Genomic DNA, 25,295 nt, shown 5'->3' with positions numbered 1-25,295 from the left:
ATGTGGGCGATGCGTAACCAGTGTGGGAGCTGGCTTGCCTGCGAAAGCGGTGGTTCAGTTGAATATTTAGTAGCTGACACACCGCCCCGCACAATTAGCCTGCATCAGGTCAGAGGTATTTGAGCCACGCCAGGTCCCGCCGCCGTGCTTTCAGGCCGGCGAACCAACGTACCGGCAAGTACAGGGCAATCGGCAACAGCAGCGCTGCCAACCACACCGCACCGATACCGTCGAAGCCAAAGTAATTGCCATGGTTGAGGCCAAACAGCGCAACGCAGGCCACATAGAGGATTTTCAGTACATAAAGGTGCAACAGATAAAAGAACATCGGCGCCGCGCCGAACACCGCCAGCACGCCGATCCAGCGCTTATGCCCCGCGCGTTCAAACGCCAGCAGCAACAGCAAGCCAATCCCCAGGGTCAACGCCAGAAACAACAGCGAAGGCGGATACTTGGTGATGTTGAAAAAGCTCATCAGCGTCAGCACGCTGCTGTCATACACCTGCCAAGGCTGCTCGCCATAGCCGTTGAGCGCGCGCAGCAACCCAAAGCCCACCAACGCGCCCACCCCCGCGACCCGTAAATAACGCTGGCGCACAGCCGGAAGCGTGGCATCGGCAAACCATGGCCCGAGGCCGTAACCCAGGGCAATCACACCGATCCATGGCAGCACCGGGTAGGTGGTGCGCAGGCGCAGGTTTTCAGAGACTTCAATCCAGTTGCGTTCATGCAAGATCGTCCACGGCACATGCAACATCGAGCCCGCTGCAACGTGCAACCCATCGAGCAGGTTGTGCCCGGCGATAATCACCAGCGCCAAGCCGATCAGCCAGGCACGCGGTAGCCAAACCAAAGCGGCGAGGGCGATCATGCTGATGCCGATGGCCCAGATGACTTGCATATAGATCACGCTGGGTGGCAGTTGGAAGGTCCACGCGAAGTTGACCAGGGTGAATTCCAGCACCACCAGGAACAGCCCGCGCTTGAACAAGAATGCCGACACGTCGCGACGACCCTGATATTTCTGGCCGTACAGCCAAGCCGACAATCCGGTGAGCAGCACAAACACCGGCGCGCACAAGTGGGCCAGGGTGCGGCTGAAAAACAACGCAGGCTCGGTGCTGTCTATGCTCATGGGGTCGCTGACCTGGCGGTGCAGCAAGAAGGTTTCACGCACGTGGTCCAGCAACATAAACAGGATCACCAGGCCGCGCAGGGCGTCGATGGACAGCAGGCGTTTGCGTAAAGTCATAGCGTCAGTCATAAGTTAAGGGTCACACGCAGGCAAAATATTGACGTTATTCTATAACATTAAGCGAGGCGCTGATGACAAGCATGACCCCACACTCGGCCGAAGCCGTAATCGCGTTCTGGAAACAGGCGGGGCCCAAGCGTTGGTTCGCCAAGTACGACGAGTTCGATGCGACCTTTCGCGACAGCTTCCACGCCACTCATATGCAGGCGGCGCGGCGTGAACTCGAAGACTGGTTGACCACGGCGGATGGCGCGCTGGCGTTACTGATCCTGCTGGACCAGTACCCGCGCAACGCCTTTCGCGGCACGGCGCATATGTTCGCCACCGACCCGCTGGCGCGGTTGTATGCGCGAAAGATGGTGGACGCAGGATTGGATCAACAGGTTGAACCTCAGTTGCGTGCGTTCTGCTATTTGCCTTTTGAACATTCGGAAGACCCCCAGGACCAGCAACGCTCCCTGGCCCTGAACCAGCAGTTGGATGCCAGCACCTACCACTGGGCCAAGGAGCATGCCGACATCATCGAGCGGTTCGGGCGGTTTCCCCATCGTAATGGGGTGTTGGGCAGGACGAGCACCGACGAAGAACGCGCCTTCCTCAAGGCCGGTGGCTTCGCCGGTTAGGCGTGCTCTGGCGCCAGGCTTCGCTGGGCGCCAACACGGCGAAACCGCCGCACACCCTTGAGGTCAATCGCCCATCGCAACGCTTCAGTGGCCGAAGGACGCGGGCCCTCGTTGATCGCCTGTTCATCCTTGCCCAGTGCGCTGAGGTAACCCTGCGTACCGCCGCGTTCGCTCCAATAGTGAGTGTGGCTCAACCAGGATTTGGCCAGCCAGCCTTTGCCATTGCCCACGGTCACCGGCAAGTCCAGCACGCCGCCGCCCATCACGGGCTTGACCGGGCCGCCGACGATGTCGCCGAACAGGCCGAAGGGGGCAGGGAAGTACAGGTTGGTCCAGCGCGTGACGGCAAAGGCTGCGGCGTGGTGCAGGTAGTGCGGGGTGAAGGGCTTTTGGCCGAGCATCAGCGGTTGGCGGGCGTTGTAGCCGTAGCCTTGGGTGTCTTCGGTGGGCGGGCAGGCCGGGGCTTCGCGGCGTTCCATACGCTGCTGGAAGTCACTGACGCTGCGGCCCAGCAACAGGCTGGCGTGGGCCATTGGGCTGCCGACCGTGACCAGGTCGGTGATGCGCCAGGGGTTGCCCAGGCCGCGCTGTTCGGCAAAAGCTTCGGTCTGTTGCTGACGAAAATTCAACAGGCTGCTCAGGCTGCCGTCCAGCAAGGCGCCGGCGGCGGGCAGGGCATCCTTGACCACCGGTTGCAGCGGTTCGCGGTTGGCATAACGGGCCGCCAGCTCACGGTTGCTGGGGGTCAGTTGGGTCAGTTGGTCGTGGTATTCATGCCAGAGGTAGCCGACGATGTCATAGGCAATCACGCTGCCCAGGCTGTGACCCACGACGATGATGCGCTCGTAGTCGCCCTGGTTGTGCAGGGCACGCAGCAGGTCTACACCGTCGGCACGGATCTGCTCGCGCACCCTCACGTTCTGCGGATTGGGGCTGAGGTAGCGTGCGGCGTCTCCCAGGTACGCCAGCGCCGAATAGCGCAGCCCCAGTCCCATGGCCACGAGCAGCAGGGGGATCAGCGCGAAGGGGTTGTCGCTGGGGGGCAATTGGCCCCAGGCCGTGGCCAATGTACCGCTGGCAACCAGCAGCAATAACACCAGCACCGTCCAGCGCGTGCTGCGCCAGATCGGCACGATGGCCTCGGGAATGTCGCGACGCGGGCGCTTGAAGATGTCCCACAGCCAGCCCAGCAGATGGCCGAACTTGGTGCCCTGCATCTTGTGGGCCCAGTAGTACTCATAGAAATCCGTCGAGGTACGGCCCGAGGCCTTCAGTACGCGCAGGTCGAAGTTGCGCGATAGCCGATCCGGCTTGCTCCAGTACAGAGGTTTGCCATCGGGGGTGTCCGTGGGGATCATCGCTTCGACAAAGCCGCGCAAGGTGTCCATTGGGCGCTGCTCGCCGATGCCGTGGATAACCACAACTGCTTGTTTCATGTGCTGTTCCTTCCTTGAAAATCAGCGGTAGCCATAATATTGCCACTAGCCGCGCTATTCCCGCCAGGAATGCCCCCATAAAAACCCTGCATTGTCTTTATCGGCCGGGATCTCGTAGCGTGACGCCTCACCCCAGGAGATTGCCCATGAGCCAAGGCCCGCTGCACCTCTACGTTGATTCGCTGTTTACCAGCCCCTATGCCATGTCGGTGTTTGTCGCCTTGCGCGAAAAAGGCCTGGCGTTCGAGACCCTCACCCTGGACCTCGATGCCGGGCAAACCCAGGCGGCAGATTACGCCCAACGCTCCCTGACCCAGCGAGTGCCGACCTTGGTAGACGGTGATTTTGCATTGTCTGAGTCTTCGGCCATCACCGAGTACCTGGACCAGGCCTACCCCGAAACCCGCGTGTACCCGGCGGATGTGCAGCAGCGGGCGAGGGCGCGACAGGTTCAAGCGTGGTTGCGCAGCGACTTGCTGCCGATTCGCCAGGAGCGCTCGACCCTGGTGGTGTTCTGCGGGCAGAAGAGGCCGCCGTTGTCAGCAGAGGCTCAAGCCGCCGCGACCAAGTTGATCAGCGCGGCGCAAGCCTTGCTGGCGGATAACCGCGAGTACCTGTGCGGCCAGTGGTCGATTGCCGATGTGGACCTGGCGGTGATGCTCAATCGCCTGATCCTCAACGGCGACGCCATGCCAGCGCAACTGGTGGCCTACGCGCAACGCCAGTGGCAGCGGCCGTCAGTGCGCGAGTGGGTCGAGCTGCGACGGCCCGCGCTCTAGCTCTGCCTGCTGGGCAACACGCCGGTCGAGGTCTTCCCAATCGGCCATGCCCAGCACACGCATGGTGTTCAAACCGCGCAAATAACCGCGCAATTGCTCGGCGCTGGCGCTGCTTTTCGCGGCGTCGGCGTGTGAGTTCAGCAACACGGTTTCGTACTCAACCAGGTAGTCGGCGACTCGCTCGCGAAACTCTGGCAGTACCGCCTCGCGGATACGATCGAAGATTTTCTGGTAGGGCTTCATGGCGGGGTCCTTATAGATTTTATGGGCGGCCTGACACTATCGGTTCAAATGATAGTCACCATCAAGGATCACAAGTTCTGTTTTTTCGCCAAACGCGCAGAATCTGCACATCGAGACGCAGCCCAAGGAAAATGCGCGATGAGGACGATTATCCAATTGGCTTTGATGGCCCTGATGCTGGGCACCGCGGTCATGACCACCCCGGCGATGGCCGATGAAGTGCGTACAGGCCATTTGCTGCCACTGGTGGGTAGCGTAGACTCCCTGCAGCGTGCCCAGTCGGTGGGGGTATTGTTCAGTGAAAACACCCGCGACAACCTCAGCTACCTCGAACGCTACCACGCCATGGCGCAGAACGGCGCCAAGGATGCCCTGGATGGGCGGATTCGCGAGGCGTTCGTCAACAGCTCCGACCCGGAACTGGCGATCGACTGGTTGATGCACTCGTTGCAGGGCACTTTTCTCTCGGTGACGGTCTATAGCAGCCTGGATGAGTTGGTGCAGGCGCACCCGGATGTGGTGGTGGTGCTCGATACCCATAACCAATTGCTCACCCAGCGTAATGACCGGGTCGAAGCACGCTTTGTCGCACGCTTCTACGACGCGAACCTGCAATTTATCGCCAAGGCCGAAGGCTCGGTGGATAAGCACGTGCCGTCAGTGTGGGTGCACGACAAGGCGGCGCCGGAGATTGCTGCACTGATCGAGCAACAACGCGATGTACAGCAAGATGCCCTGAAGCAGTTCGATGCGTCGCTCAAGGCCCTGGTTCGCGCAGGTTGATCCGCGATGGTTGTGAACCCTATTTGGTTATTTTCAGGAATGTTTATGCGCTCTTTCTTCGCCTCGGCCCTGGCTTGTGCTTCGTTGCTGCTGACCGGTTGTATCACGGCGCCCAACGCCCCATCGCTGACCCTGCAAACCAACAAGACCCCCGATGGCTATGTGCAATGCGTATTGCCCAAGCTGGAAAAGCACGGCATCACCTCGACCGTCACCCAGAACTCGCGCCACGCCAAGGTGCTGTTGACCAGCAAGATTGCCGCCGATGATGTGCTGGAGGCCTACAAGTCCCAGGACGGCACCAAAGTGTTCCTGTATGAGCGCAAGCCGTTGGCTTCGGCGATCAAGCCATCTAGGCTCGAGCAGGCCGCCCAGGATTGCAAATAAACCCGGGCACAACGCAAATCCACCCTGTAGGAGCGAGCAAGCTCGCTCCTACAGGGTATTGGCGCCCATTTGGATCAGGGTTTGGCTTCGTTGCTGAAGCTATCGACAGTCTTGATCAATCCCTGCGCCGCCAAAGCCACCAACTCACCGCCTTTCTCCACAGTAGCCAACGCCGGGTCCGAGCCCATGCGGCCGTCAGGGAAGCGCGCACGGAAGTCCAGGGCTTCACGGATCGGACCAGTGTTGGCGATTTGCGGTGAGTACTCGGCAGACTTGATCGCATCCGGATACGCCCACTGCGTCACGGCAATTTCCGATGGCGTGGCGTGGCTGCCATGCCCCACCGGGAATTGACGCTGGGCCAGGTCAGTGACGCCTTCCAGGTCCCACCAGTTCACCAGTTTCAGCGCAAACCCGGCCGGGCGGCGGGCGAAGCTGGCTTCGGCGTACAGCTCGGAGAACGCCGCTTCAATCGTGGCGATGTTGCCGCCGTGACCGTTCAGGAACAGGATCTTTTCGAAACCATGCCCGGCCAGCGAGCGCACCCAGTCGCCAATCGCGGCGATAAAGGTGGAAGGGCGCAGGGAGATGGTGCCGGGAAAGCCCAGGTGGTGTTGGGCCATGCCGATATTGAAGGTCGGGCCGACCAGGATGTCGGCGTGCTTCTGGGCGTGGTGGGCGATGATCTCCGGGCACATCCAGTCAGTGCCCAGCAGGCCGGTGGGGCCATGTTGCTCGTTGGAACCGATGGGAATCACCACCGTGCGGCTGCGTTCCAGGAACTGCCCGATTTCGATCCAGGTGGAGGTGTGTAGAAGCATGCGACGTTCTCTTTTATCAGTGGGGACAGGCTATCCGCCACGGATTGTACGACTACTCGCCACCTGTTGGGGTTTGCAATTGAGGTAGGTCGATGACTTCAGCCAGCGCTGGTCGGGGTACCACGAAAACATGAACTGCCCGTCCTTGAGCTTGTCCACCACTTGGCGGGCGACTTGCGGACGCACGGCCGGGCAACCCTGGCTGCGGCCGATACGGCCTTCGCGCTTGCTCCACAATGGGCTGACGTAGTCGGCAGCATGAATCACGATGGCGCGGTCGCGGGCCTGGTCATTGAAGCCGGGTTCCAGACCGTCCATGCGTAGCGAGTAGCCATGGGCGCCCAGGTAGCTTTCCTGGGTGCGGAACAAGCCCAGGCTCGACTGGTGGCTGCCCTCGAGATTGGAGAACTGGGTAGCGAAGTTTTCCCCGGACTTGGCACCGTGAGCCACCAGGTCGCGTAGAACCAAGGTCTTTTTGCGCAGGTCGAAGATCCATAGGCGACGGGCGGTCGAGGGCTGGGAGTAGTCAATAACCGCAAGGCGATCGGAACGCTCCTCGCCGTTATTGACCGCGCACTGCACGGCGCTCAGGGCGCTTTTCAGCACGGTGGGATTGAGTTCTGGAGCCGAGCGCGCCAGGCTGCTATACAGGGAAGGAGAGGTGCCATTGGCGGCGAGCGCAACATTGCTCAATAAAGCCAGGCACCCAGTGATCAAGCCCAGGCTGGTTAGCCTGAGCAGGCGTATAAAAGTCAGCATCTACAGTCGAGTCCCCGCTGTGGAGTGGAGCTAAGTCAATTGTTCAAAAAACACGCATGTTACTTGAGCATTTGCCTGCTCGTTGCACCATTGGTCGCTACAGCCGAAACGCTGCCGGTGGAGCCATTACCCGTCACCACCCCTGCACCGGTCGCGCTGGCGCCACTGCAACAGGCGTTGGCGCAGTTGACCAGTGTCTGCCCGCACCTTGCGCCGCGCATAGATGCCGCCGCGTTGGTGCGCCTGCAAGCCTTTTACCAGCAGCAGGGCGATGCGCCGCTATGGTCGGCTGATGAACGCCGGCAAGCCTTGCACAGCCAGTTGCTGATGCTTGCCGACGATGGCCTGGACCCCACCCACTATAGCTTGCCCGCGGCGGATGCCACGGCCAACGTGCTGTGCAGCGATATCGCCAACAGCCAGCAGTACCTGCAAGCCCTGCAGGATTTGCATTACGGGCGTCTACAGCAATCGCGCTTTGAGCCTCTATGGCATTCACAGCCGCCCAGTGGCGATCCTAATGCTGAGGTACTGGCGTTCGCCGCCACCGGCCTGCAAGACATGGCCCAAGCCTTCGATCATGCGCGGCCCAGCGCCGATTTGTACCGCAGCCTGCGCAATGCCTATGCCGGCGTGCGCCAGCAGCCGCTGCCCCATTGGGACCCGGTCGCCGAGGGCGCGTTGCTGCGCCCGGGCATGAACGACGCCCGGGTGCCGGAGTTGGCGCGGCGCCTGCACAGCGGTGGCTACCTGGCCCAGTTGCCCAGCGGCAACGGCAAGCAATACCAGGGCGAATTGGTCAAGGCGGTGAAAGCCTTCCAGCTCAGCCACTCGTTGCAGGCCGACGGCGTGGTCGGCGCCGGCACCGTGGCTGAACTCAATATCAGCCCGGCGATGCGTCGTGAACAACTGCGCATCAACCTGGAGCGCTTCCGCTGGCTGGCCCAGGACCTGGAGCCTGAAGGCGTCGTGGTCAATGTGGCCGCCGCGCAACTGAGCGTGTACCAGAGCGGCATCCCGGTGTGGCAAACCCGCCTGCAAGTAGGCCGGGCCGAACGCCAGACGCCGTTGCTCAAGTCGCGTATTACCCGGCTGACCCTCAACCCCACCTGGACCATCCCACCGACCATCATGCGCGAGGACAAACTGCCAGCCATCCGTCTCAACCCTGAATACCTGCGCCAGCAAAACCTGCAAGTGCTCGACGCCGAAGGTCACCCCTTGACGCCCGACCAGGTCGACTGGGCACGCCCCGGCAATATCCTGCTGCGCCAGCAGGCCGGTCCGCGTAACCCGCTGGGCAAGATTGTGATGCGCTTTCCCAATCCGTATTCGGTGTACCTGCATGACACCCCCAGCCAACCCTTGTTCACCAAGGGCCCACGGGCGTTCAGTTCGGGATGCGTGCGGGTCGAGCAACCGTTGTTATTGCGCGACCTGCTGGTAACGCCCGCCGAACGCACCCGCACCGATGAGCTGCTGGCGACCGGCGAAACCCATGAATTCAGGCTGGCCACGCCGGTGCCGGTGCTGTTGGGGTATTGGACGGTAGAAGTGGATCGTCAGGGCGAGTTGGTGTACGCGCCGGATATCTATGCGCGTGACCCGGTGTTGATCAAGGCCATGGGCAGCGTGCTCTAGGGCGCGCTTATTCCGGCATCAGTTGCTGGCGGCATTCCAGCACCAGGCGGGCGCCGCCCAACTCACTGGTGCCCACCTCCAGCTTGAACCCATGCAAGTTGATGATCGCCGCCACAATCGACAGGCCCAGCCCAAAGCCGCCTTGCTGATCACTCTCATCGACCCGATAGAAACGCTGGAACACCGACGCGCGCTCGGCAGCCGGAATGCCTGGCCCGGAGTCGAGCACTTCGATGCGCGTACTGCCCAGGTCGTTGACTGCTCGCAGGATCACCTTGCCCTTGGGTGGGGTGAACTTGATCGAGTTACTCAGCAGGTTGGCCAGGGCTTCGAATAGCAGCGCACGGTCACCGGTAATCCACGGCAGTGAATCAGGCGCTTGTAACACCAGCTCCAGTTCGCCTTCTTCGGCCAGGGGCAGATAGAAGTCATGCAGCTCGCGCAGCAACGGCAGCGGGTCCAGCACCAGGAAGCCCGAGCGGCGCTGGTGGTCTTCCAGTTCCGAGATGCGCAGCAGCCCGCGAAAACGCGCCATCAGCGTGTCGGTTTCGGCGATGGCGTCATCGAGCTTTACCGCGTGGGCCGAGTCTTCCTCGGCTTGTTGCTTGATGCGGTAAAGCTGGGCGCGCAAGCGGGTGAGCGGGGTGCGCAGGTCGTGGGCGATGTTGTCGCACACGCCCTTGACCTCGTTCATCAGTTTTTCGATGCGGTCGAGCATGGCATTGACGATGGCGGCAAGCATGTCCAGCTCGTCGCGCCGGTTGGACAGCGGCAACCGGTGCGTGAGGTCGCCGGCGACAATGGCCTCGGCGCTGGCCTGGATCCCGCGAATACGCCGCAGCGGGCGACGGCGCAGCAGGTGCCAGCCGGCAGCGCCGGGGATGATGGTCAAGGACAGCGCCCACAGTAGGGCGTGCCAGATAATCCGCGTTACCCCGAACAACGAGCCGTTGGCGCGCACCAACACCAGCCAGCGGCCGTCTTCGGTGTGGGTGGCCACGGCGTCGCAGCTGTCCTTGGGCAGCTTGGGATCATCGGATTGCACGCAATTGGTCAGGGCGTAGATCTTGCCATCCAGCGGCAAGTCGGGTGGCACGGCGCGGATCGGCCCGCTCAAGGGGCGAAATTGCTCATCGAACAGGCCATAGGCGTCCACGCCCTTCATGTCGAAGGTCATGCTGGTGGTCAGCGCTTCCACCAGCTCTTCGCCGTCGAAACGCTGGAAAAGATGCTGGCGCTGCAACAGGGAATGGCGCGACAAGTCGCTGAGGTAGCCTGAGACCTCGTAGTACAGCACCCCCATGAGGATGCAACTCCACGCCACGAACAACGAACTGTACAGCGCCAGCAAGCGGCTGCTGGAAGAGCGCCAGCCTTTAGAGGGGTTCAGCAATGACATAACCCGAGCCTCGTACCGTGCGGATCAGCGGCGTGAGGCCCGGTGGGTCGATTTTCTTGCGCAAACGGCCGATGTGCACGTCGATCAGGTTGGTGCCGGGGTCGAAGTGATAGCCCCAGACTTCCTCGAAAATCATCATCCGCGACAGGATCTGCCCGGTGTTGCGCATCAGGAATTCCAGTAGTTTGTATTCAGTGGGCAGCAGGGTCAGCGGTTGATCGGCGCGGCTGGCTTCGCGGCTGATCAGGTTCAGTTCCAGGTCGGCCACGCGCAGGGCGGTTTCGAATTCCTGGACCGTGCTTTTACGCCGCAGCAGCACTTCGACACGGGCGGCCATTTCATCCGAGGCGAACGGCTTGGTCAGGTAATCGTCGCCGCCGGCACGCAGGCCGCGCACGCGCTCGTCGACATCGGAGAGGGCGCTGATCATCAGGATCGGCGTAGACACCCCAATAGTGCGTAACGTGGTGACGATGGCCAGGCCATCCAGTTCGGGCAGCATGCGGTCAAGGGTGATCAGGTCGTAATCACCACTCACGGCACGGACCAGGCCCTCGCGGCCGTTGTCCACCCAATCTACGTCCAGTCCATGGCTACTCAGCTCGGCGACAATCTCGCGGGCCGTTACGGCGTCATCCTCGATGGTCAAAATGCGGGTCATAGGATTACCTGGTGAGCGTTCACACTAGAAGTGGCGACATTTTGCCAAGAAGTTGCTGAATGTTTCCTAAATAAAACTTCATCTTCTTCAAGCCGACATCGCACTGTGGGAGCTGGCTTGCCTGCGATGGCGGCTTACCTGCTGGCATATTCGTTGGCTGCCATGCCGCTATCGCAGGCAAGCCAGCTCCCACAGGGGAGTGCATTACGCCCGCCTAATATCGCCGTTTATTGCAACCTGCATGATCTGGCTAAGTTCAATTTAAATAAATCATTGAAATTAAAGGAATTTAATTTCAATCGCAGCTGGCACGCTGCCTGCACTGTCCGTTTTGAGACTTGTAACATCATTTTTCGTGCCTGGAGCAAAACAACAATGATCACATCCTCATCCACGCTGCAAGAGTCAAGCACGCTCTCCGGGGTTTCCTGGGGGGCGATTTTCGCCGGTGCTGCTGCGGCGGCCGCCTTGTCATTGATCCTGGTGTTGCTGGGCTTCGGCCTGGGCTTTTCGGCGGTGTCGCCTTGGGCTGACAGCGGTATCAGCGCCAAGGGCCTTGGCATTTCCACGATTGTCTGGCTGGCGTTCACCCAGATTGTCGCTTCTGGCCTGGGCGGCTATATCGCCGGTCGTTTGCGGGTGAAGTGGGCCAATATGCACGGCGACGAGGTGTACTTTCGCGACACCGCCCATGGCTTCCTGGCGTGGGCAGTGGCCACATTGATCACGGCGATGTTGGTGGTCGGTTCGGTCAGCAGTGTGGTCAGCGGCGGCGTGAAAGCTGGCGCCAGCGTGGCATCGGGTGCCGCCAGCGGCCTCACCCAAGCTGCGGGCAGCGCGGCAAAGGGTGCCGACAGTGGTGACTTCGGTTACTACGTCGACAGCCTGTTTCGCGATGATCGCCCAGCGGCGGTCAGCGATGATGCAGCCCACGCCGTGGTCGGTCGTATCCTGACGCGTACGTTGAGCAACGACGGCCAACTGGCAGCGGAAGATCGCGCCTACCTGGCCCAACTGATCAGCCAGCGCACCAACCTGAGCCAGGCCGATGCCGAAGCCCGTATCGACAAGGTGTATGGCGATGCGCGCAAAGCCGTCGAAGACGCCAAGCTCAAAGCCAAGCAAGCTGCTGAAACCGCAGCGAAAGTGGCGGCCTACACATCCCTGTGGACCTTCGTGGCCTTGCTCATCGGTGCGTTCTTCGCCAGCTTCGCCGCTACCTTTGGCGGTCGCCGCCGGGATGCCGTGGTGTACGTCGAAACCGAAAACTACGTTCGTTAATTCAAGGAGAACATGATGCGCTCATTACTGCTGTGGTTCCTCGGCGTGCCGATTCCGGTGATCATTCTGATCGCGATTTTCATGCACTAATTGTAGGAGCGAGCTTGCTCGCGAAGAACTGCCGGGCGCCGCGTTCATTCAAAATGGCCGCGGCGTTCTTGCGTTTTGCGCGAGCAAGCTCGCTCTTACAGGGCAGGGGTAGGGCAGGCCCCGTCAGTCGTCGAACCCAACCTGCTCATGAATCTCATCCACCTTCAATTCCAACCGATACGCCACCGCAATGAACAACGCCTGGCACAGGCACAGCGTGGCGCTCAGCGAGCGGAAAGCAAACGAGGAGCCTTCATTGACCAACAGCACCGCATTCGCGCGCTTGGCCAGGGGCGACAGGTTGCTGTCGGTGATGATCAGGGTCTTGGCCTGGTGATGCTGTGCGATGCGCAGGCAGTGCTGGGTCTCTTTGCCGTAGGGCGTGAAGCTGATGGCTATCACCAGGTCATTGGCGCGCACGCTGCGCATCTGCTCGCGATAACTGCCGCCTAGCCCCGAGATCAGGTGGATGCGCTTGTTTGTGTGCTGCAGGTTGTAGACCAGGTAGTCGGCCACCGCAAAGGAGCGGCGCACGCCGACCACGTAGATGTTGTCGGCATTGACCACCAGGTCCACGGCTTTCTCGAAGGCCGCATCGTCCAACTCCAGCCCCAAGCGTTCGATGCCCGAGAGGGTGGCGTTGACGCACTCGCGCGCCAGGTCGCCGCCGCTGGCCTTCTGGGACTTGTTGGCGATCATGCTGCGGATGCGCTGTTGGTAGTTCTGTACCGGCGTGGTCTTGTGGGTATACGCCTCACGAAACAGCGCCTGCATCTCACTGAACCCACTAAAGCCGAAACGCTGGGAGAACCGCACGATGGCCGAGGGGTGCACTTCGCATTCCCGGGCGATGTCGCTGATGCGGTCGACCATGATCCGGTCGCTCTGCTGGCTCATGTAGCTGGCGATGCGCTTGAGCTGGCGCGGCAGGCTCTCGTATTCGTCGGTGATCAGCTGCAACAGGCGTTCGGCATTGATCGGAGGGCTGGCGACAGTTTCTTCCAGGGTGGTCTCGGGATCGGTGCGGGACATGGGCAATCCTTCTGGCGTGTTCGTCTGATGCGCTGATAGGTGGCGCAAGTCTACAGGGTAGGCGCAAAAAAATACCCCGGCATCACGGCCCGCGTGGCCTGCTGAAACGATGCATGGGCGCTGGCGTGCCGCTATCCTGAGGTATTGGAAAAAATATTCCACTAAAAATAATTATGGAATAAATATTGATTGCTGCCACCGGACGTTCTAGTCTGCTCCCACCAAGAGCGTTTGCCGTCGCCACGGCGGCACAACGCAGGCTGATAAAAATAACAGGAGCCAGCATGGGCCAGACTCGTTTTGCCAGTGGGCGTCAATTGGATCTGATTTGCCTCGGGCGCCTGGGCGTCGATCTCTATGCGCAGCAAGTCGGTGCGCGGCTTGAGGATGTGTCCAGCTTCGCCAAGTATCTGGGCGGATCTTCCGCCAACATCGCTTTCGGCACCGCCAGGCTGGGGCTGAAGTCGGCGATGCTGAGCCGGGTCGGCGATGACCACATGGGCCGTTTCCTGGTGGAATCCCTGGCCCGCGAAGGCTGTGATGTCAGTGGCATCAAGGTCGACCCTGAGCGCCTCACCGCCCTGGTGCTGCTGGGCCTCAAGGACCGCGAAACCTTCCCCCTGGTGTTCTACCGCGAAAACTGCGCCGACATGGCCCTGCGCGCCGAAGACATCAGCGAAGCCTTTATCGCCTCCAGCAAAGCGTTGTTGATCACCGGTACGCATTTCTCCACCGACGGCGTGTACAAGGCCAGCCTCCAGGCCCTGGATTACGCGGCCAGGCACAACGTCAAGCGCGTGCTGGACATCGACTACCGCCCCGTGTTGTGGGGCCTGGCCGGCAAGGCCGATGGCGAAACCCGTTTCGTCGCCGACCAGAATGTCAGCCAGCATGTGCAGAAGATCCTGCCGCGTTTCGACCTGATCGTCGGCACCGAAGAGGAATTCCTGATTGCCGGCGGCAGTGAAGACCTGCTCACGGCCCTGCGCACCGTGCGTGAACTGACCCCGGCCACCCTGGTGGTCAAGCTCGGCCCCCAGGGCTGCACGGTGATCCACGGCGCAATCCCGGCGCGCCTGGAAGACGGGGCCATCTATCCTGGCGTGCGGGTTGAAGTGCTCAACGTGCTGGGCGCAGGCGATGCTTTTATGTCGGGCTTTCTCAGCGGCTGGATCAATGACGCCAGCGATGAGCGTTGCAGCCAGTTAGCCAATGCCTGTGGCGGCCTGGTGGTATCGCGCCACGCCTGTGCGCCAGCGATGCCGACCCCCGCCGAACTCGATTACCTGTTCAACAGCCCCGTGCCCATCACCCGGCCGGACCAGGACGTGACCCTGCAACGCCTGCACCGTGTCACGGTGCCGCGCAAAGTCTGGAAGCAACTGTTCGTCTTTGCCTTCGACCACCGCTGGCAATTGGTGGAGTTGGCGCAAAAAGGCGGCCAGGCCCCTGAGCGTATCAGCGACATCAAGCAGTTGTTTATCCAGGCCATCGAACGCGTGGAGCGCAAACTCAGCGAGCAGGGCGTCGAGGCGGATGTGGGCCTGCTAGCCGACCAACGCTTTGGCCAGGATGCACTCAACGCCGCCAGCGGTCGCGGCTGGTGGATCGCTCGCCCGGTGGAAGTGCAGAACTCGCGGCCCCTGGCGTTCGAGCACGGGCGTTCGATCGGCAGCAACCTGATTGCCTGGCCCCAGGAACACATCATCAAGTGCCTGGTGCAGTTTCACCCCGATGACGAGCCGATGCTGCGCCTGGAACAGGAAGCGCAACTCAAGGCGGTGTACGAGGCGTCGCTGGTCAGTGGTCACGAACTGCTGCTGGAAGTCATCCCACCCAAGGATCACCCGTCCACCTACCCGGACGTGCTCTACCGCAGCCTTAAACGCCTGTACAACCTTGGCATTTACCCGGCCTGGTGGAAGATCGAAACCCAATCGGCCGAAGACTGGAAAAAGCTCGACGAACTGATCCAGGAACGCGACCCCTACTGCCGTGGCGTGGTGTTGCTGGGCCTGAATGCTTCCCCCGAGTTTCTCGCCGATGGCTTCAAGCAAGCCAGCCAGAGCAGCACTTGCCGTGGGTTTGCCGTGGGCCGCACGATCTTCCACGAGCCGAGCCGGGCGTGGATGGCGGGGGAGATTGATGATGAAACGCTGATCCAGCACGTGCAGGCGACCTTCGAACAGCTCATCAATGCCTGGCTCAGCGCCCGACAGTAAATACGATCAAATGTGGGAGCTGGCTTGCCTGCGATAGCAATCTATCCGTTGCAAATGTACTGCCTGACACACTGCTATCGCAGGCAAGCCAGCTCCCACACAAAGCAGATCCCAGTGAATTCTGAAGATAAAAACAAAAGGTGCAGCCATGCCCGCAATCCGAATTGGCATCAACCCGATCTCCTGGAGCAACGACGACCTCCCGGCCCTCGGCGGTGAGACCCCGCTGAGCACGGCCCTGAGCGAAGGCAAGGACATCGGCTACGAAGGTTTTGAACTCAACGGCAAATTCCCCAAGGATGCCAAGGGCGTCGCTGACGTGCTGCGTCCTTATGACCTGGCGCTGGTGTCCGGTTGGTACTCCAGCCGTCTGGCCCACCGTTCGGTGGCTGAAGAAATCGAGGCGATTGCCGCCCATGTCGAACTACTCAAACACAACGGCGCCTCGGTACTGGTATACGGCGAAGTGGCTGACTCGATCCAGGGCTCGCGCATCCGCCTGATCGAGCGCCCGCGTTTTCACAGTGAACAGGCCTGGCAGGCTTACGCCGACAAGCTTACCGAGCTGGCGCGTTTCACCCTGTCCCAGGGCGTGCGCCTGGCCTATCACCACCATATGGGCGCGTACGTCGAATCCCCCGAGGACATCGACCAGTTGATGAAACGCACGGGCCCGGAAGTCGGCTTGCTGTTCGATTCGGGCCACTGCTACATGGGCGGCGGCGAACCCATCGAGGTGCTGCGCAAGCATATCGACCGCGTATGCCATGTGCATTTCAAGGATGTACGCAAACCCGTGGTGCAACTGGCGCGTAACCAGATGTGGAGCTTCCCGGACTGCATCGTCAACGGCACTTTTACCGTGCCTGGCGATGGTGATATCGACTTCGCACCGTTGCTGGATGTGTTGCTCGCGGCGAACTACAAGGGCTGGCTGGTGGTGGAAGCCGAGCAGGACCCGGCCGTGGCGCCCAGCTATATCTACGCCAAGAAGGGTTACGACACCCTGCGTGCGCTTCTCAACCAGAGGACTTGAGTGATGAGCTTGTTGGTCAAAAGCAGCAAACGCGGGCAAACCATGGTTGCCCTGGAGGCGGGTCGCCTGGAGTACGTAGGCTTTGCCGCGTACCGCCTGAGTCTGGGTGAAACCCTGCCGGTCAGTGCGGGCGATCAGGAACTGTGCCTGGTGCTGCTCAGCGGTCGGGTGAATATTGAAGGCGAAGTCTTCAATTGGCAGAACCTGGGGGATCGCCAGTCGGTGTTCGAAGACAAGTCACCGTTCGCCGCCTATTTGCCGCCGGGCACTGACGCCCGAGTCACGGCCCTGAGCGACGTGCAGATTGCCGTCTGCGCAGCGCCGGGTGCTACGGGTTTTGCCCCGCGCTTGATCCGCCCCGAGCAGTGCAAGCGCAGTGTGCGCGGCAAAGGCGCCAATACCCGTTACGTGTGCGACATCTTGCCTGACAGCGAGCCGGCCCATTCGCTGCTGGTGGTGGAAGTGCGCACGCCGTCCGGGCATTCCTCCAGCTACCCGCCGCACAAGCACGACACCGACGACCTGCCGCACCAGAGCTTTCTGGAAGAGACCTACTATCACCAGGTCAACCCGCCCCAGGGCTTCGTGTTCCAGCGTGTGTACACGGATGATCGCAGCATCGACCAGGCCATGGCCGTGGAAAACAGCGACCTGGTGGTGGTGCCCAAGGGGTATCACCCGGTCAGCGTGCCGTATGGCTACGAGTCTTATTACCTCAACGTCATGGCCGGCCCCAAGCGCGCCTGGCATTTCCATAACGACCCGCAGCACAGCTGGCTGCTGGACCTTTAAACGGTTTTGGACGGAGAACAACAACAATGAAGTCGCCGCTACGTTTTGCCCTTAACCGTATGGTCGCGCCTGATTTGCCCCTGGCGGATTTTATCCAGTTGGCCAAAGCCCTTCAGTGCGATGCCATCGAGATCCGCAACGACCTCAAGAACCGCGAGATCGAATACGGCATGTCCGCCAGCCGCGTGCGTGAGTTGTGCGCCGCGCAGGGCATCAAGGTGTTGTCGATCAACGCGCTGTACCCCTTTGATGTGTGGAACGACGAACGCCGTGCCCAGGCAATCGAACTGGCCACCTATGCCCGTGAGTGCGGGGCCCAGGGCCTGGTGATGTGCCCGTTCAATCAGCCTGGTGATACGCGCAACGACGCGCAGCGCGCCGCCGGTTTGCGCACGGCGTTGAGCGAGCTGGCGTTGATCCTGCGCGAGTACGGGATTCTAGGTTTCATCGAGCCTCTGGGCTTCACCGTATCCGCCCTGCGCCGCAAGCGCGTGGCAGTGGATGCCATCAAGGCCATCGGTGGCCTGGATGTGTTTCGTGTGGTGCACGACACCTTTCACCATCACCTGGCCGGCGAGCATGAGTTCTTCCCGGAGCTGACCGGGCTGGTGCATATCTCCGGGGTGGAAGACCGCGAGGCGCCGCTCGACTCGATCCGCGACGGCCACCGCGTGCTGGTGGGCGAGGACGATATCCTCGGGAATGCGGCGCAGATCGACACCTTGCTCAGCACTGGCTACAGCGGCTATTTGTCGTTTGAGCCGTTTGCCGAAAGCGTGCATGGGTTGGCGGATATCCGGCAGGCATTGGGCAGCAGCATGGCGTATTTGCAAAAGCCCTTGCCATAACGCGATCAAAAATATGGGAGCTGGCTTGCCTGCGATAGCGGTGTGTCAGGCAATACATGTGCAACTGATAGACCGCTATCGCAGGCAAGCCAGCTCCCACAGTGGATCGGTGTTGAACACTTCAATTGCAGTCACACAAGGTGCAAGTGATGACCACAACAAGATTGACCATGGCCCAGGCCCTGGTGAAGTTTCTGGATAATCAATACATCGAGGTCGATGGCGTACAGAGCAAGTTCGTCGCCGGGGTATTCACTATTTTCGGGCATGGCAATGTGTTGGGCCTCGGCCAGGCCCTGGAGCAGGACAGCGGCGACTTGGTGGTGCACCAGGGCCGCAACGAACAAGGCATGGCCCATGCCGCCATCGGGTTTGCCAAGCAGCACCTGCGCCGCAAGATCTATGCATGCACGGCCTCGGTCGGGCCGGGCGCGGCCAATATGCTCACCGCCGCAGCCACCGCCACCGCTAACCGCATCCCGTTGCTGTTGCTGCCCGGTGATGTCTATGCCAGCCGCCAGCCCGACCCGGTGTTGCAGCAGATCGAGCAATTCCACGACCTGAGCATCAGTACCAACGACGCCTTCCGCTCCGTAAGCAAATACTGGGACCGCATCAACCGCCCGGAGCAACTGATGACCGCGGCGATCCATGCCATGCGCGTGCTGACCGACCCGGCTGAAACCGGCGCGGTGACCCTGGCCTTGCCCCAGGATGTACAAGCCGAAGCCTGGGACTACCCCGACTATTTCCTGCAAAAACGCGTGCACCGCATCGACCGACGCCCGGCCACCAGCGCCATGATCGGTGACGCGCTGGCTGCGTTTCGCGGCAAGCGCAAGCCGCTGATCATTTGCGGCGGCGGGGTCAAGTACTCCGGCGCCAACCAGGCACTGCAAGCCTTTGCCGAGCGTTTCGATATTCCTTTCGCGGAAACTCAGGCGGGCAAGAGCGTCGTGGTTTCCAGCCATCCGTTGAACGTCGGCGGCATCGGCGAAACCGGCTGCCTGGCGGCTAACCTGCTGGCGCCTGAGGCCGACCTGATTATTGGCATCGGCACTCGTTATACCGACTTCACCACCTCGTCAAAATCGCTGTTCAAGCACCCCGAGGTGAAGTTTCTCAACCTCAATATCAGCCCCTGCGATGCGTTGAAACTGGACGGTGTGCAAGTGCTGGCCGATGCGAAAGTTGCGCTTGAAGCACTGGCCGATGCCCTGGGCGATTACCGTTCGGGCTGGGGCGGACAGGTCGCTGACGCGAAGGCGCAACTCGACGCCGAAGTGGACCGCGTGCATCAGGTGCACTACCAGGGCGATGAGTTTGTCCCCGAAGTCGACGACCACCTGGACCGTGCCGTCCTGCGGGAATTCATCGAGCTGACCGGTTCGTGCCTGACCCAAAGCGCGGTGCTCGGCGTGCTCAATGCACGCCTGGCCGATGACGCAATCATCGTGGCTGCCGCCGGCAGCCTGCCCGGCGATTTGCAGCGTGCCTGGCGCAGCAAGGGCGTCAACACCTACCACGTCGAATATGGCTATTCATGCATGGGCTACGAGATCAACGCTGCCCTGGGCGTGAAGCTGGCCGAGCCAAGCAAGGAGGTGTACGCCCTGGTTGGCGATGGCTCCTACATGATGCTGCACTCGGAGCTGGCCACCTCGATCCAGGAGCGCCGCAAGATCAACGTGGTGCTGTTGGACAACATGGCGTTCGGTTGCATCAACAACCTGCAGATCGGCAACGGCATGGACAGCTTCGGTACGGAGTTCCGCTTTCGTAACCCCGAGAGCGGCAAGCTCGACGGCGGCCTAGTGCCGGTGGATTTCGCCATGAGTGCGGCGGCCTATGGCTGCAAGACCTACAAGGTCAGCACGGTAGAGCAGCTGGACGCGGCCCTGGCCGATGCGCGCACGCAAACCGTCTCGACCCTGATCGATATCAAGGTGCTGCCCAAGACCATGATCCACGGCTACCTGTCGTGGTGGCGGGTGGGTGTGGCGCAAGTGTCCACCAGTGAACGCACGAATGCAGCGGCAAAAAAACTCAATGAACACCTGGCCAAGGCCCGGCAGTACTAACAACAAGAGGAGTGTTTGCATGTCTTTGAAGCTTGGAGTGATTGGTACGGGCGCCATTGGCCGGGACCATATTCGTCGTTGCAGCCAGGCCTTGCTCAACAGCCAGGTGGTGGCGGTCACTGATATCAACCTTGATCAGGCGGCCCAGGTGGTGGCGGACTTGAAACTGGATGCCGAGGTGTATCCGGATGGCCATATGCTGATCAGTTCGCCGGAGGTCGAAGCGATCCTCGTGACCTCGTGGGGCCCCAGCCACGAAGAGTTCGTACTGGCCGCCATCGCCGCCGGCAAACCGGTGTTCTGTGAGAAACCCCTGGCGGTGACGGCCGAGGGCTGCCGCAACATTGTCGAGGCCGAAGTGGCACACGGTAAGCGTCTGGTCCAGGTGGGCTTCATGCGCCCTTATGATCAAGGCTACCGCGCCCTCAAGGCGGTGATCGACAGCGGCCAGATTGGCGAGCCGTTAATGCTGCACTGCGCGCACCGTAACCCCACGGTGGGCGAGAACTACAACACCGGCATGGCGATCACCGACACCCTGATCCATGAGCTGGACGTGCTGCGTTGGCTGCTCAACGACGACTACGTGTCCGTGCAGGTGGTGTTCCCGCGCAAGACCAGCAAGGCGTTGGCGCACCTGCGCGACCCACAGATCGTGCTGCTGGAAACTGCCAAAGGCACGCGTATCGACGTGGAAGTGTTTGTGAACTGCCAATACGGCTACGACATCCAGTGTGAGGTGGTGGGGGAGAGCGGTATCGCCAAGTTGCCGGAGCCATCTCAGGTGCAACTGCGCAGCGACGCGAAGCTGTCCAACGCGATCCTGATGGATTGGAAGGATAGGTTTATCGGTGCCTATGACGTGGAGTTGCAGGCATTTATCGACAGCGTGCTGGCCGGGCAGGTCGGCGGGCCGTCGGCCTGGGATGGGTTTGCGGCGGCGGTGGCGGCAGATGCGTGTATTGAAGCCCAGGGCAGTGGGCAGATTGTGAAAGTCAGCCTGCCAGATCGCCCACACTTCTACGGCTAACTCACTGAAGAAATGTGGTTAACACTGTGGGAGCTGGCTTGCCTGCGATAGCGGTCTATCAGTGGCAGATTCAGTGCCTGACACACTGCTATCGCAGGCAAGCCAGCTCCCACAGTTGCTTGGGTTCCCAAATCAATTCTGGAGTTGAGCATGCGAATCGGACTAGTGGGCTACGGCCACGGTGGGCGCTTTTTTCATGCGCCGCTGATCGCCACCCTGCCTGGCGCCACCTTTGTCGGCGTGGTGACGCGTTCACCCGAACGTCGCCAGCAATTGAGTACTGATCTTCCAGGTGTCAAAGCCTTCGACTCCATCGGCCAGATCGTCGAAGCCGGCGTCGATGCCCTGGTGATTTCCACCACCCTCAAAGGTCGCCCGGCCTTGGTGCTGGAAGCCATCGAGCACGGGGTGGCGGTGGTCAGCGACAAGCCCTTTGCCGCCAACGCCGAACAAGCCCAGGCCCTGATTACCGCTGCCGAGCGTCAGGGCTCGTTGCTCAGTGTTTATCAGAATCGGCGCTGGGATTCGGATTACCTGACCCTGCGCAAACTGATCGACGCTGGCGCCTTGGGCACCATCACCCGCTTTGAATCCCGCGTGGAGCGCTACAGCCCGCAAGCTGTGGGCAATGCCAGCGGTGGAGGATGGCTGCGCGACCTGGGCAGCCATCTGGTGGACCAGGCGTTGCAACTGTTCGGACCGGTGGAGCGGGTGTTCGCCCAATTGCACTACACACCAGAACATCCCACCGTGGACCACGGCTTCTTTGTCTCCCTCACTCATGCCAACGGCGTGATATCGCACCTGTGGGGCAACGCGTTGCAGAACAGCCAGGCGCCGCGATTTCGCGTCAGTGGCAGCCTGGGTTGCTACACCATCGACGGCCTGGACGGCCAAGAAGAAGTGCTGCTGGCCGGCAAGTCGCCGAAAACCGAAGGTGACCACTGGGGCGCTGAGGAGCACCGACGCTGGGGCTGGTTCGAACAAGGGTCGGAGCGTGAGCGGGTGCCGTCGGAGAAGGGCTGCTGGCCCCAATTCTATCGGCAGTTGCAAGCGGCCGTGGTGGGGCAGGGGCCGCTGCCGGTCAACGCCTATGACGCCCTGGAAACCACCCGTATATTGGATGCCGCACGGTTGAGCGCTGAGCGCCAGCAGGTGGTCTCGACAAAAATAGAATAAAATTCTAAAACAAGTTGATATGGAAATTATTTTCTAATACAGTCTTTTCCAGGTTGCATAAAGTACGTCCCGGAACCTACGGGCGACTCAACAAAAACAAGATCAAAAACAACCAGGTACCGTCAGATGAAAATCTTCAACGCTGTACTGCGAGTTTTACGCCCCCTCCAAGCGCCACGCGGACTGCCCCGCGCCCGGCCGTTCTACTTCTCCTTCCTGAATGTGCTGTGCGTCGAAAACCAGGGCGCGCTGGTGTGCTGCATTCCTGGCGCGCCGGTGGTGCGACTGACAGCCGAGTCCTGATCAACGCAACGTCGAAAAAAACCAACAAGAAAGTGGAGACAGACCGTTCATGAAGACCCCGATCCGTTTTACCGCCCTGGCCCTGTCCATGCTGCTGGCCAGTGGCGTTGCCGGCGCCGCCGACCTCAAGGTGGGCGTGACGATGTCCGCGTTCGATGACACCTTCCTCACTTACCTGCGCGAGGACATGGACAAGCAAGCCAAGTCCTATCCAAAAGGCGATGGCGTGCAACTGCAGTTCGAAGATGCCCGCGCCGATGTGGTCAAGCAGTTGAGCCAGGTCGAGAACTTCATCAGCCAGAAGGTCGACGCGATTATCGTCAACCCGGTCGATACCGCGTCGACCAAGAACATCATCAGTGCCGCCACCAAGGCGGGTATCCCGCTGGTGTTCGTCAACCGCCGTCCTGACCAGAAAGACTTGCCCAAGGACGTGGTGGCCGTGACCTCCGATGACGTCGAGGCCGGCCGCCTGCAAATGCAGTACATCGCCGAAAAGCTCGGCGGCAAGGGCAAGATCGTGATTCTTTTGGGCGACCTGGCGAACAACTCCACCACCAATCGCACCAAGGGCGTGAAGGAAGTGCTGGCCAAGTACCCGGACATCAAGATCGAGCAGGAGCAAACCGGCATTTGGTTGCGTGACAGGGGCATGACCCTGGTCAACGACTGGCTGACCCAGGGCCGGGAGTTCAATGCGGTGCTGGCCAACAACGATGAGATGGCGATCGGTGCGTCCATGGCCCTGAGATCGGCCGGCAAGGAAAAAGGCAGCGTGTTGATTGCCGGTGTCGACGGCACGCCCGATGGCTTGAACGCGATCACCAAAGGCGACATGACCGTGTCGGCGTTTCAGGATGCCAAAGGCCAGGCGGTGGGTTCGGTAGAGGCGGCGCGCAAGATGGCCAAGAACGAGCCGGTCGAGCAGAACGTGGTGATCCCGTTCCAGTTGATCACCCCGGACAACGTCAAAGACTTCAAGTAGCCCTGACACCACAACAATAAGCCGGCAGGGCGGTTACGGCCGTCCTGCAGATGGAGTACCTCCCTATGCTTGCTCAAGCCGCCACGTCGCAGCCCGCCGCTCAACCGGCGCTGGCGCTGGACGAACCCTACCTGCTGGAAATCCTCAACATTAGCAAAGGCTTTCCCGGTGTCGTGGCCCTGGACGATGTGCAACTGCGGGTGCGCCCCGGCACGGTGCTGGCGTTGATGGGCGAGAACGGCGCGGGTAAGTCGACGCTGATGAAGATCATTGCCGGCATCTACCAGCCCGACGCCGGCGAGATTCGCCTGCGTGGCAAGCCGATCACCTTTGAAACGCCGCTGGCCGCGCAAAAGGCCGGGATCGCGATGATCCACCAGGAACTCAACCTGATGCCCCATATGAGCATCGCCGAGAACATCTGGATCGGCCGCGAACAGCTCAACAGCCTGCACATGGTCAACCACCGCGAAATGCACCGTTGCACCGCCGAGTTGCTGGCGCGCCTGCGCATCAACCTCGACCCGGAAGAACAGGTCGGCAACCTGAGCATTGCCGAACGGCAGATGGTCGAGATTGCCAAGGCAGTGTCCTACGACTCCGACATCCTGATCATGGATGAACCCACCTCGGCCATTACCGACAAGGAAGTGGCCCACCTGTTTTCGATCATTGCCGACCTCAAGTCCCAGGGCAAAGGCATCGTCTACATCACCCACAAGATGAACGAAGTGTTCGCCATCGCCGATGAAGTGGCGGTGTTCCGCGACGGCCAATACATCGGCTTGCAACGGGCCGACAGCATGAACAGCGACAGCCTCATCTCGATGATGGTCGGGCGTGAATTGAGCCAGCTGTTCCCGGTGCGCGAAACGCCTATTGGCGAGCTGTTACTGTCGGTGCGCGACCTGAGCCTGGACGGCGTATTCAAGGACGTATCGTTCGACCTGCACGCCGGGGAGATCCTCGGGATCGCCGGGCTGATGGGCTCCGGGCGCACCAATGTGGCGGAAACCATTTTTGGTATCACTCCAAGTTCCAGCGGGCAAATCACCCTGGACGGCAAGGCGGTGCGCATTACCGACCCGCATATGGCCATTGAGAAAGGCTTTGCGCTGTTGACCGAGGACCGCAAGCTCAGCGGCCTGTTCCCGTGCCTGTCGGTGCTGGAGAACATGGAGATGGCGGTGTTGCCGCACTATTCGGGTAACGGTTTTATCCAGCAGAAGGCCTTGCGTGCCCTGTGTGAAGACATGTGCAAGAAGCTGCGGGTGAAAACCCCGTCCCTGGAGCAATGCATCGACACCTTGTCCGGTGGCAACCAGCAAAAGGCCTTGCTGGCGCGCTGGCTGATGACCAACCCACGCTTGCTGATCCTCGATGAGCCGACGCGTGGTATCGATGTGGGCGCCAAGGCTGAGATCTATCGCTTGATCGCCTTCCTCGCCAGCGAGGGCATGGCGGTGATCATGATTTCTTCCGAACTGCCCGAAGTGCTCGGCATGAGCGACCGGGTGATGGTAATGCACGAAGGTGAACTGATGGGCACCCTGGATCGCGCCGAGGCGACCCAGGAAAAAGTCATGCAGTTGGCTTCCGGGATGACCGCAGTCCACTGATCTACAGAAT

Annotated in this window: 24 protein-coding genes; 16 read left to right on the top strand and 8 right to left on the bottom strand. The window is 61.0% G+C overall.

Features of this window, described 5'->3' with window-relative positions:
* Positions 1-109 precede the first annotated feature (109 nt).
* A complete protein-coding gene (locus AB9N64_RS05415; protein WP_038450415.1) occupies positions 110-1,264 on the bottom strand; it encodes a DUF1624 domain-containing protein in 1,155 nt (384 codons plus the stop codon).
* Positions 1,265-1,335: 71 nt separating this feature from the next.
* Between AB9N64_RS05415 and AB9N64_RS05410 the strand changes: the two genes are divergently transcribed.
* Entirely contained in the window at positions 1,336-1,878 is a 543-nt protein-coding gene (locus tag AB9N64_RS05410) for a DUF924 family protein (RefSeq protein WP_371360027.1), read from the top strand.
* Here the strand turns inward: AB9N64_RS05410 and AB9N64_RS05405 are convergent.
* On the bottom strand, positions 1,875-3,314 hold the full coding sequence (locus AB9N64_RS05405) for a hypothetical protein (RefSeq protein ID WP_371360026.1): 1,440 nt from the start codon (positions 3,312-3,314) through the stop codon (positions 1,875-1,877). The two genes, AB9N64_RS05410 and AB9N64_RS05405, sit on opposite strands and share 4 nt — an antisense overlap.
* Positions 3,315-3,460: 146 nt before the next feature.
* Between AB9N64_RS05405 and yfcF the strand changes: the two genes are divergently transcribed.
* A complete protein-coding gene (yfcF, locus tag AB9N64_RS05400; RefSeq protein WP_058410523.1) occupies positions 3,461-4,093 on the top strand; it encodes a glutathione transferase in 633 nt (210 codons plus the stop codon).
* On the opposite strand, the gene AB9N64_RS05395 is transcribed toward yfcF, so the two are convergent.
* Positions 4,052-4,336 carry a hypothetical protein gene (locus tag AB9N64_RS05395; RefSeq protein ID WP_122301679.1) on the bottom strand — a complete coding sequence of 95 codons (285 nt, stop codon included), beginning with the start codon at positions 4,334-4,336 and terminating at the stop codon, positions 4,052-4,054. The genes yfcF and AB9N64_RS05395 overlap by 42 nt on opposite strands.
* Before the next feature lie 138 nt (positions 4,337-4,474).
* Between AB9N64_RS05395 and AB9N64_RS05390 the strand changes: the two genes are divergently transcribed.
* Together AB9N64_RS05390 and AB9N64_RS05385 are read left to right on the top strand one after the other, a co-directional pair.
* Positions 4,475-5,119, top strand: a complete 645-nt coding sequence (locus AB9N64_RS05390) for a hypothetical protein (RefSeq protein ID WP_014718780.1) — start codon at positions 4,475-4,477, stop codon at positions 5,117-5,119.
* A 45-nt stretch (positions 5,120-5,164) separates the two neighbouring features.
* A complete protein-coding gene (locus AB9N64_RS05385; protein ID WP_014718779.1) occupies positions 5,165-5,506 on the top strand; it encodes a hypothetical protein in 342 nt (113 codons plus the stop codon).
* Between the two features lie 74 nt (positions 5,507-5,580).
* On the opposite strand, the gene AB9N64_RS05380 is transcribed toward AB9N64_RS05385, so the two are convergent.
* Both AB9N64_RS05380 and AB9N64_RS05375 read right to left on the bottom strand, forming a co-directional pair.
* Positions 5,581-6,327 (bottom strand): creatininase family protein, encoded by a 747-nt coding sequence (locus tag AB9N64_RS05380; RefSeq protein ID WP_236265724.1) that lies wholly within the window; start codon positions 6,325-6,327, stop codon positions 5,581-5,583.
* Positions 6,328-6,357: 30 nt separating this feature from the next.
* On the bottom strand, positions 6,358-7,086 hold the full coding sequence (locus tag AB9N64_RS05375) for a murein L,D-transpeptidase catalytic domain family protein (RefSeq protein ID WP_019817186.1): 729 nt from the start codon (positions 7,084-7,086) through the stop codon (positions 6,358-6,360).
* A 39-nt stretch (positions 7,087-7,125) separates the two neighbouring features.
* Between AB9N64_RS05375 and AB9N64_RS05370 the strand changes: the two genes are divergently transcribed.
* Positions 7,126-8,727 carry a murein L,D-transpeptidase gene (locus AB9N64_RS05370; RefSeq protein WP_371360025.1) on the top strand — a complete coding sequence of 534 codons (1,602 nt, stop codon included), beginning with the start codon at positions 7,126-7,128 and terminating at the stop codon, positions 8,725-8,727.
* Positions 8,728-8,734: 7 nt separating this feature from the next.
* Here the strand turns inward: AB9N64_RS05370 and AB9N64_RS05365 are convergent, their stop codons facing one another.
* Both AB9N64_RS05365 and AB9N64_RS05360 read right to left on the bottom strand, forming a co-directional pair.
* Positions 8,735-10,126 (bottom strand): HAMP domain-containing sensor histidine kinase, encoded by a 1,392-nt coding sequence (locus AB9N64_RS05365; protein ID WP_014718775.1) that lies wholly within the window; start codon positions 10,124-10,126, stop codon positions 8,735-8,737.
* Positions 10,104-10,787, bottom strand: coding sequence for a response regulator transcription factor (locus AB9N64_RS05360; RefSeq protein ID WP_003191687.1), 684 nt, complete (start codon positions 10,785-10,787; stop codon positions 10,104-10,106). Before AB9N64_RS05360 ends, AB9N64_RS05365 begins: the two co-directional genes overlap by 23 nt.
* A 375-nt stretch (positions 10,788-11,162) precedes the next feature.
* Here AB9N64_RS05360 and AB9N64_RS05355 point away from each other — a divergent pair, with 375 nt between their 5' ends.
* Entirely contained in the window at positions 11,163-12,068 is a 906-nt protein-coding gene (locus AB9N64_RS05355) for a hypothetical protein (protein ID WP_014718774.1), read from the top strand.
* A 213-nt stretch (positions 12,069-12,281) separates the two neighbouring features.
* Here AB9N64_RS05355 and AB9N64_RS05350 read toward each other — a convergent pair whose 3' ends face one another.
* Positions 12,282-13,190 (bottom strand): MurR/RpiR family transcriptional regulator, encoded by a 909-nt coding sequence (locus AB9N64_RS05350; protein ID WP_005787722.1) that lies wholly within the window; start codon positions 13,188-13,190, stop codon positions 12,282-12,284.
* Positions 13,191-13,474: 284 nt separating this feature from the next.
* Between AB9N64_RS05350 and iolC the strand changes: the two genes are divergently transcribed.
* The 10 genes from iolC to AB9N64_RS05300 all read left to right on the top strand — a co-directional run bounded on the left by iolC (position 13,475) and on the right by AB9N64_RS05300 (position 25,285).
* Positions 13,475-15,412: a 5-dehydro-2-deoxygluconokinase gene (iolC, locus tag AB9N64_RS05345; protein WP_371360024.1), complete on the top strand. Its 1,938-nt coding sequence runs from the start codon at positions 13,475-13,477 to the stop codon at positions 15,410-15,412.
* 148 nt (positions 15,413-15,560) lie between these two features.
* Positions 15,561-16,448 (top strand): myo-inosose-2 dehydratase, encoded by an 888-nt coding sequence (iolE, locus tag AB9N64_RS05340; RefSeq protein WP_019817189.1) that lies wholly within the window; start codon positions 15,561-15,563, stop codon positions 16,446-16,448.
* A gap of 3 nt (positions 16,449-16,451) precedes the next feature.
* The gene (gene iolB / locus AB9N64_RS05335) at positions 16,452-17,240 is read left to right on the top strand and encodes a 5-deoxy-glucuronate isomerase (protein WP_371360023.1); all 789 of its coding nucleotides are present in this window, start codon (positions 16,452-16,454) and stop codon (positions 17,238-17,240) included.
* A gap of 26 nt (positions 17,241-17,266) precedes the next feature.
* Complete coding sequence (locus AB9N64_RS05330; protein WP_014718770.1) at positions 17,267-18,088, top strand: TIM barrel protein; 822 nt, start codon at positions 17,267-17,269, stop codon at positions 18,086-18,088.
* 149 nt (positions 18,089-18,237) lie between these two features.
* A complete protein-coding gene (gene iolD / locus AB9N64_RS05325) occupies positions 18,238-20,169 on the top strand; it encodes a 3D-(3,5/4)-trihydroxycyclohexane-1,2-dione acylhydrolase (decyclizing) (protein ID WP_371360022.1) in 1,932 nt (643 codons plus the stop codon).
* Between the two features lie 19 nt (positions 20,170-20,188).
* Entirely contained in the window at positions 20,189-21,199 is a 1,011-nt protein-coding gene (locus tag AB9N64_RS05320) for a Gfo/Idh/MocA family protein (RefSeq protein ID WP_106111302.1), read from the top strand.
* A 150-nt stretch (positions 21,200-21,349) separates the two neighbouring features.
* Entirely contained in the window at positions 21,350-22,378 is a 1,029-nt protein-coding gene (locus AB9N64_RS05315) for a Gfo/Idh/MocA family oxidoreductase (RefSeq protein ID WP_032901667.1), read from the top strand.
* A gap of 126 nt (positions 22,379-22,504) precedes the next feature.
* On the top strand, positions 22,505-22,681 hold the full coding sequence (locus AB9N64_RS05310; protein WP_003191673.1) for a hypothetical protein: 177 nt from the start codon (positions 22,505-22,507) through the stop codon (positions 22,679-22,681).
* 49 nt (positions 22,682-22,730) lie between these two features.
* A complete protein-coding gene (locus AB9N64_RS05305; RefSeq protein ID WP_014718766.1) occupies positions 22,731-23,666 on the top strand; it encodes a sugar ABC transporter substrate-binding protein in 936 nt (311 codons plus the stop codon).
* Between the two features lie 65 nt (positions 23,667-23,731).
* Positions 23,732-25,285 (top strand): sugar ABC transporter ATP-binding protein, encoded by a 1,554-nt coding sequence (locus tag AB9N64_RS05300; RefSeq protein ID WP_014718765.1) that lies wholly within the window; start codon positions 23,732-23,734, stop codon positions 25,283-25,285.
* Positions 25,286-25,295 lie beyond the last annotated feature (10 nt).

Origin of the sequence: Pseudomonas sp. KT_2_4 (genome assembly GCF_041410225.1) — a bacterium.
Lineage (GTDB): Bacteria > Pseudomonadota > Gammaproteobacteria > Pseudomonadales > Pseudomonadaceae > Aquipseudomonas > Aquipseudomonas paracarnis.
This window is presented reverse-complemented; position numbering and strand designations above follow the sequence as displayed.

Coding starts and splice junctions, on each gene's coding strand:
- AB9N64_RS05380 (WP_236265724.1), bottom strand. CDS start 6,327: ATGCTTCTACACACCTCCACCTGGATCGAAATCGGGCAGTTCCTGGAA.
- AB9N64_RS05315 (WP_032901667.1), top strand. CDS start 21,350: ATGCGAATCGGACTAGTGGGCTACGGCCACGGTGGGCGCTTTTTTCAT.
- AB9N64_RS05350 (WP_005787722.1), bottom strand. CDS start 13,190: ATGTCCCGCACCGATCCCGAGACCACCCTGGAAGAAACTGTCGCCAGC.
- AB9N64_RS05320 (WP_106111302.1), top strand. CDS start 20,189: ATGTCTTTGAAGCTTGGAGTGATTGGTACGGGCGCCATTGGCCGGGAC.
- AB9N64_RS05365 (WP_014718775.1), bottom strand. CDS start 10,126: ATGTCATTGCTGAACCCCTCTAAAGGCTGGCGCTCTTCCAGCAGCCGC.
- AB9N64_RS05360 (WP_003191687.1), bottom strand. CDS start 10,787: ATGACCCGCATTTTGACCATCGAGGATGACGCCGTAACGGCCCGCGAG.
- AB9N64_RS05300 (WP_014718765.1), top strand. CDS start 23,732: ATGCTTGCTCAAGCCGCCACGTCGCAGCCCGCCGCTCAACCGGCGCTG.
- AB9N64_RS05415 (WP_038450415.1), bottom strand. CDS start 1,264: ATGACTGACGCTATGACTTTACGCAAACGCCTGCTGTCCATCGACGCC.
- AB9N64_RS05355 (WP_014718774.1), top strand. CDS start 11,163: ATGATCACATCCTCATCCACGCTGCAAGAGTCAAGCACGCTCTCCGGG.
- iolC (WP_371360024.1), top strand. CDS start 13,475: ATGGGCCAGACTCGTTTTGCCAGTGGGCGTCAATTGGATCTGATTTGC.
- AB9N64_RS05395 (WP_122301679.1), bottom strand. CDS start 4,336: ATGAAGCCCTACCAGAAAATCTTCGATCGTATCCGCGAGGCGGTACTG.
- iolD (WP_371360022.1), top strand. CDS start 18,238: ATGACCACAACAAGATTGACCATGGCCCAGGCCCTGGTGAAGTTTCTG.
- AB9N64_RS05305 (WP_014718766.1), top strand. CDS start 22,731: ATGAAGACCCCGATCCGTTTTACCGCCCTGGCCCTGTCCATGCTGCTG.
- AB9N64_RS05310 (WP_003191673.1), top strand. CDS start 22,505: ATGAAAATCTTCAACGCTGTACTGCGAGTTTTACGCCCCCTCCAAGCG.
- AB9N64_RS05405 (WP_371360026.1), bottom strand. CDS start 3,314: ATGAAACAAGCAGTTGTGGTTATCCACGGCATCGGCGAGCAGCGCCCA.
- iolB (WP_371360023.1), top strand. CDS start 16,452: ATGAGCTTGTTGGTCAAAAGCAGCAAACGCGGGCAAACCATGGTTGCC.
- AB9N64_RS05375 (WP_019817186.1), bottom strand. CDS start 7,086: ATGCTGACTTTTATACGCCTGCTCAGGCTAACCAGCCTGGGCTTGATC.
- yfcF (WP_058410523.1), top strand. CDS start 3,461: ATGAGCCAAGGCCCGCTGCACCTCTACGTTGATTCGCTGTTTACCAGC.
- AB9N64_RS05385 (WP_014718779.1), top strand. CDS start 5,165: ATGCGCTCTTTCTTCGCCTCGGCCCTGGCTTGTGCTTCGTTGCTGCTG.
- AB9N64_RS05410 (WP_371360027.1), top strand. CDS start 1,336: ATGACCCCACACTCGGCCGAAGCCGTAATCGCGTTCTGGAAACAGGCG.
- AB9N64_RS05330 (WP_014718770.1), top strand. CDS start 17,267: ATGAAGTCGCCGCTACGTTTTGCCCTTAACCGTATGGTCGCGCCTGAT.
- iolE (WP_019817189.1), top strand. CDS start 15,561: ATGCCCGCAATCCGAATTGGCATCAACCCGATCTCCTGGAGCAACGAC.
- AB9N64_RS05390 (WP_014718780.1), top strand. CDS start 4,475: ATGAGGACGATTATCCAATTGGCTTTGATGGCCCTGATGCTGGGCACC.